Annotated in this window: 3 protein-coding genes and 1 tRNA gene; 2 read left to right on the plus strand and 2 right to left on the minus strand. The window is 72.7% G+C overall.

All coding sequences use genetic code 11. The features are described from left to right. Nucleotides 1-102: 102 nt before the first annotated feature. Nucleotides 103-1,764, minus strand: coding sequence for a glucose-6-phosphate isomerase (gene pgi, locus ABT247_RS31750; protein WP_350749654.1), 1,662 nt, complete (start codon nt 1,762-1,764; stop codon nt 103-105). A gap of 189 nt (nt 1,765-1,953) precedes the next feature. Further along, nucleotides 1,954-3,537 carry a Na+/H+ antiporter gene (locus tag ABT247_RS31755; RefSeq protein WP_350749657.1) on the minus strand — a complete coding sequence of 528 codons (1,584 nt, stop codon included), beginning with the start codon at nt 3,535-3,537 and terminating at the stop codon, nt 1,954-1,956. Nucleotides 3,538-3,785: 248 nt separating this feature from the next. On the opposite strand from ABT247_RS31755, the gene ABT247_RS31760 reads away from it, so the two are divergent. Both ABT247_RS31760 and ABT247_RS31765 read left to right on the plus strand, forming a co-directional pair. Further along, nucleotides 3,786-4,694, plus strand: coding sequence for an NADP-dependent oxidoreductase (locus ABT247_RS31760; protein WP_350749660.1), 909 nt, complete (start codon nt 3,786-3,788; stop codon nt 4,692-4,694). A gap of 94 nt (nt 4,695-4,788) precedes the next feature. Continuing rightward, a tRNA-Lys gene (locus ABT247_RS31765) sits at nt 4,789-4,862 on the plus strand. Nucleotides 4,863-4,898 lie beyond the last annotated feature (36 nt).

Raw genomic sequence — 4,898 nt, forward strand, 5'->3', positions numbered from 1 at the left:
TGCCCGGGCGGGGGCCCCTGCCGCGCTTGGGGCTGCGGGGGGGGCCACCCCGGGCGCCCGGGGCCCCCGGCCCCCCCCGGGGGGCGCCCCCCCCGACGGGGCTCAGCGGCCGCGCAGCTCGCGGTAGCGGGCGACCAGCGCCGCGGTGGAGCTGTCCAGCTGGTCGGCGCCCTCACCGGTCAGCAGCACCGGCTCGATCCGCTTGGCGAGCACCTTGCCCAGCTCGACGCCCCACTGGTCGAAGGAGTCGATGTTCCAGATCGCGCCCTGGACGAACACCTTGTGCTCGTACAGCGCGACCAGCTGGCCGAGCACCGAGGGGGTGAGCTCTCCGGCCAGGATCGTGGTGGTCGGGTGGTTGCCCCGGAAGGTCTTGTGCGGGACCAGCTCGGCCGGCACTCCCTCGGCGGCGACCTCCTCCGGGGTCTTGCCGAAGGCCAGCGCCTGGGTCTGGGCGAAGAAGTTGGCCAGCAGCAGGTCGTGCTGGGCGACCAGGCCCGGCAGCAGGTCGGCGACCGGCCGGGCGAAGCCGATGAAGTCGGCCGGGATCAGCTTGGTGCCCTGGTGCAGCAGCTGGTAGTAGGCGTGCTGGCCGTTGGTGCCGGGGGTGCCCCAGACCACCGGGCCGGTCTGCCAGTTGACCGGGGTGCCGTCGCGGGTCACCGACTTGCCGTTGGACTCCATGTCCAGCTGCTGGAGGTAGGCGGTGAACTTCGACAGGTAGTGCGAGTACGGCAGCACCGCGTGCGCCTGGGCGTCGAAGAAGGCGCCGTACCAGACCCCGAGCAGGCCGAGCAGCAGCGGGACGTTCTGCTCCGCCGGGGCGGTGCGGAAGTGCTCGTCGACCAGGTGGAAGCCGTCCAGCATCTCGCGGAAGGCGTCCGGGCCGATGGCGATCATCAACGACAGGCCGATCGCCGAGTCGTAGGAGTAGCGACCGCCGACCCAGTCCCAGAACTCGAACATGTTGGCGGTGTCGATGCCGAAGTCCTGCACGCCCTGGGCGTTGGTGGACAGCGCGACGAAGTGCTTGGCCACCGCCTCAGTGCCGGCGCCGAGGCCGTCGAGCAGCCAGTCGCGGGCGGAGACCGCGTTGGTGATGGTCTCGATGGTGGTGAAGGTCTTCGAGGCGACGATGAACAGCGTCTCGGCCGGGTCGAGGTCGCGGACCGCCTCGTGCAGGTCGGCACCGTCGACGTTGGAGACGAAGCGGACGTCGAGGTCGCGCTTGGTGTAGGAGCGGAGCACCTCGTAGGCCATCGCCGGCCCGAGGTCGGAGCCGCCGATGCCGATGTTGACGACGGTGCGGATCGGCTTGCCGGTGTGGCCCTTCCACTCACCGCTGCGGACCCGCTCGGCGAAGCCGGCCATCTTGTCCAGGACGGCGTGCACGGCAGGCACCACGTTCTCGCCGTCGACCTCGATCACCGCGTCCCGCGGGGCCCGCAGCGCGGTGTGCAGGACCGCGCGGTGCTCGGTGTTGTTGATCTTCTCGCCGCGGAACATCGCGTCCCGCAGCTCCGCGACGCCGGTGGCGGCGGCGAGCTCGCGCAGCAGTTCCAGCGTCTCGTCGGTGACCAGGTGCTTGGCGTAGTCCACGTGCAGGTCGCCGACCTGCAGGGTGTAGCGGCTGCCGCGCTCGGGATCGGCGGCGAACAGCTCGCGCAGGTGCGTCCCGCCCAGCTGCTCCCGGTGCTTGGCCAGGGCGGCCCACTGCGGGGTGCGGTCGAGCGGGGTGCGGGCGTCGGCGCGGGTCTCCGACATCGGTGGGTCCTCGATTCATCTGGGTGCAGAAACCGGCAGGGCCAGGCGGTGGGCCCCGGCGTGCGGGGCCCGTGCGAGGTCGTGCGGGTACGGGTGGTGCGCCGACTCCGTTGACGGCCTGCCCGGGATCAGCCTATGCAACCCTGGGAGCGGTCGCGCACATTCCGGCCGGTGGGCGCGGACTGCCCGTCACTTCCGTTCCGTGCGCAGGTCCAGGCCGCGCAGCACCTGGTCGACCAGCTCCGGGTCGGCCCCCGGCTCGCTGCGGGCGACGAGCATCTCGCGCCGGGAGGCGGCGATCATCTCCTGTTCGACGTCCCGGGCGACCCGCCACTGGGCGAGGCGCTGCTTGGCCTCGATGGCGTCCTCTTCGGCGTACTTCTCGGGGCAGAGCCGGGCCAGCCGGTCGTGCTGACGGTCCCGCAGGCGGTCCGCGACCTCGGCGGGCAGCCTGTCCTGCTCCTCCAGTTCGCCGAGCCGCGCCAGCCCGGCCTTGGCGGCCCGCCACCAGAGCTGACGGACGGCCTGCTCGTGCTTGTCCTGGTCGATGTCCAGCTCCAGCCGCTTGGCCAGCCAGGGCAGGCTCAGGCCCTGGACCAGCAGGGTGAACAGCACGACGCTGAAGGCGATGAAGACCAGCCGGCCCCGTTCGGGGAAGTCCGCGCCCGAGTGCAGGGAGAGCGGGATGGCGAGGGCCAGCGCGACGGTGGCCACGCCGCGCATGCCGGACCACCAGAGGATCACGCTCTCCTTCCAGCTGAACGGGGTGTCCTCGTCGTCACCGCGGCGCAGCCTGCGCGACAGCCAGCCGGCCGGCAGCAGCCAGAACAGCCGGACCAGCACGACGACCGCGATGACGACGGCGGCGTCGCCGATGAATCCGGTCCAGCCCCGGCCTGCTTCCTTGAGCACGGTGGCCAGCTCCAGGCCGATCAGGCCGAAGGCCACGCCGGTGATCAGGATCTCGACCACCTCCCAGAAGGCGTTGCCGACCAGGCGGTAGGAGACGGCGTCGGCGTCGGCGGCCCGCTCGGCGAGGTAGAGCGCGCAGACGACGACGGCGAGCACGCCGGAGCCGTGGATCTCCTCGGCGAGGGTGTAGGCGGCGAAGGGCACCAGCAGGTTGAGCGCGACCTGCTGGGTCGGATCGTCCAGGAGCCCGGCGAGCTTGGCGTTCATCCAGCCGAGGGCGACGCCGACGACCACGGCGAGCACGGCGGACAGGACGAAGCGCAGCGCCGCGTCGCCGATCGAGAAGTCGCCGCTGACCATGGCCTCGATGGACAGTGAGTAGATGACGATCGCGGTGACGTCGTTGAACAGGCCCTCGCTCTCCAGGATCGCCACCAGACGCCGGGGCAGTCCGATGCTGCCGGCGACCGCGACGGCGGCGACCGGGTCGGGCGGGGAGACCACCGCGCCGACCGCGATGGCGGCGGCCAGCGGCAGCGCGGGCAGCAGCCAGTGCACCGCACCGGCGACCGCGATGGTGGTGACCACCACCAGGGCGACGGCCAGCAGCAGGATCGAGCGGATGTTGGCCTTGAAGTAGCGGACCGAGGAGCGCCGGGCGACCGCGAAGATCAACGGTGGCAGCACCAGCGGGAGGATCAGCTCGGGATCGAGCGAGACGTCCGGGATCTGGGGGATGAGCGCCATGGCGATGCCGAGGAGGGTCATCAGGACCGGTTGCGGCACCCGTGTCCTGCGGGCGAGCGGCATGGTCACCACGGAGGCGAGCAGCACCAGGAAGAACAGCGGCAGCTGGCCCACGGGGAGGTTCCTCTCGACGGCGGACGGCTGAGCGCCGCCAGGATAAATCTGACAATGCGCCCATCCGGGAAGACGCGCCGGACGGCGGCTTGACCTCAAGCGGGCTTCAGCTCCGAGGATCGGGAGCGGTCGTCGGCAGTGGCCGGCGGAGGGGGCCGGCAGTGAACGCCGGCGGCAGTGGTCATCGGTAGACGCCGGCGGCAGTGGTCGGCGGCAGCGGTCGAACGGTCGAGAGGGCGGGAGCAGACATGAAGGCGGTCACCGTGACGGGTTCCGGCGGTCCGGAGGTCCTGCGGGTCACCGAACTGCCCGATCCGCAGCCGGGCCCGGGCGAGGTCCGGGTGCGGGTGTACGCGGCCGGGGTGCAGCCGGTGGACCTCGCGATCCGGGAGGGGTTCCGGCCACCGGGCACGGCGGTCGAGCCGCCGTTCGTCCTGGGCAACGAGTTCGCCGGGGTGGTGGACCGGCTGGGGCCGGACAGCGGCGGGTGGCGGGTCGGCGACGAGGTGCTCGGCTTCCGGATGCTGGGCAGCCACGCCGAGCTGGTCACGGTGGACGCCGCCCAGCTGGTCGCCAAGCCGGCCGGCATGCCCTGGGAGCAGGCCGGCTCGCTCTCCGCGTCCGGCCAGACCGCGCACACGGCACTCACCCTGCTCGGGGTCGGCCCCGGCGACACCGTCCTGGTGCACGGCGCCTCCGGCGGCGTCGGCACGGTGGCCGTCCAGCTGGCCCGGGCCTGGGGCGCCACCGTGGTCGGCACCGCGAGCGAGCGCAACCACGCGTACCTGCGGGACCTCGGCGCGATCCCGGTCGCGTACGGGGAGGGGCTGGTCGAGCGGGTCCGGGCGGCGGCGCCGCAGGGAGTGACGGCCGCCCTCGACGCCGCCGGGCGGGGTGCGCTGGATGCCTCGGTCGAGCTGGTCGCCGACCGCGACCGGATCGGCACCGTGACCGACTTCGAGGGCGCCGCACGGCTGGGCGTGCGCCCGCTGCGCACCCGGCGCACGGCCGCCCGGCTGGCCGAGCTGGTCCGGCTCTGGGAGGCCGGCGGGCTGCGGCTGGAGATCGCCGAGGCCGTTCCGCTGGCGGCCGCGGAGCGGGCCCACCGACTGGTCGGCACCGGGCACGTCCGGGGCAAGGTCGTGCTGACCATGTGAGGCCCGGCCCGCCCGACCGGGGCCCGGCCCGGGAGCCCTCGGGGCCGATTGGGTGTTTCGGCCGCTGACCAGGTAATGTTCTCCGCGTCAGCAGGCGCCGCTAGCTCAGTTGGTTAGAGCAGCTGACTCTTAATCAGCGGGTCCGGGGTTCGAGTCCCTGGCGGCGCACAGACAGCCGGAAGGCCCTTCGCGAGAGCGGAGGGC

Source organism: Kitasatospora sp. NPDC001539, assembly GCF_040298565.1.
GTDB lineage: Bacteria > Actinomycetota > Actinomycetes > Streptomycetales > Streptomycetaceae > Kitasatospora.